At 54.2% G+C, this 1125-nt stretch carries 1 protein-coding gene; it reads right to left on the bottom strand.

Going from position 1 to position 1125, the window contains the following annotated elements; genetic code table 11:
* Positions 1-197: 197 nt before the first annotated feature.
* Complete coding sequence (locus A3A5_RS0123480) at positions 198-653, bottom strand: hypothetical protein (protein WP_026201042.1); 456 nt, start codon at positions 651-653, stop codon at positions 198-200.
* Between the last annotated feature and the right edge of the window lie 472 nt (positions 654-1125).

Here is a 1125-nt window from a genome sequence, read left to right as displayed (position 1 = left end):
CATCTTCTGAGGTCCTTTCTGCCCGCCATTATGGCCGGCTCAGACCCCAGCTCTTCCATTTATCCGACTGTCCGAATTTCCGGCGCCACCTCTTCAGACAGTGGCTCGGCACTTTGCCTGCACCTTGATCATTTTCAGCGGCACCGCGAATAGCGGTAGCCATTATCATTTCACTTTGCCGGCGGGGCGCCCCTCTCTCAGAGAAGCTCGTGGTCGCGCGCGTCGATTTCAAGCGGCGCATTGACGTAGCCAAAGGTCGCGATCTCAGCCAGGTATGCAGGGAGAAAGCTCTCAATTGAGCCAGCTTGTTCATACTGATGAACATGCCGGAACTCATGCGTGAGCAAGCGCCGTGTGGCATGACCTTTCGCAATCAATATGGCGTACCCTAGTGTCAATCCAACCGTATCCGGACCAAACAATCCTGTTGAACAGGCGACATTCCGCAGTGTCTCATCCGCAGGCATCGGGAGAGTATCGACAATTGCGATGTGGATACGTTCGGGCATAGCAACACCAACGGCACTAGCGACCGATAGACCTTGTTCGGTTAGTGCGCTTCCGTTCCGGATTACTGGTTCGGCCATACTCTCGGCCCAGGCTACCGCGGCAGGCAATAGTGATGGCAGTAGAGATAACAGGTTGGATGTCATGTTGCGCATTTTTCCCGGTTGTATGAATTTGTGTCTCTAGGTATGAGAGAAAGCCGGCATCTGCTTCTTTCACCCAACGTGTCTGCGTGGTCGACAAACCGAAGGGTTATCAGCGGGCAGCCTGTGCTCCATCTTTGTGGACACGAAAGATTGTGTCAGAACTATATGACGGTTCGGATTCGTCTTCCCCACGAAAGTCCCGTCGCCGCTCTTTTACCCGGGTCTTAGCTCCATCGAATGTGGCGCCGATTGCCTCCAGGCATTCGTCGCGAGTAAGACTTGTCCGTTTGCATTGGTTACTGCACCCCGTGCTACGTCCTTCGGTACCTGCAGGCGTTCGCGAATGAGAGGGCAATTTCGCCTGGAAAAGGTTCATTCCGTGCTTATCCGGTTAGCTCCCAAACCTACTAGATGTAGTGGGTAGCGATTTTTGGCATAGAGCTCGGCATAGGTCGGCGCGGTGACGTCACCA

The organism is Cupriavidus sp. UYPR2.512, from assembly GCF_000379565.1.
Taxonomy (GTDB): Bacteria; Pseudomonadota; Gammaproteobacteria; order Burkholderiales; family Burkholderiaceae; genus Cupriavidus.
This window is presented reverse-complemented; position numbering and strand designations above follow the sequence as displayed.

Coding starts and splice junctions, on each gene's coding strand:
- A3A5_RS0123480 (WP_026201042.1), bottom strand. CDS start 653: ATGACATCCAACCTGTTATCTCTACTGCCATCACTATTGCCTGCCGCG.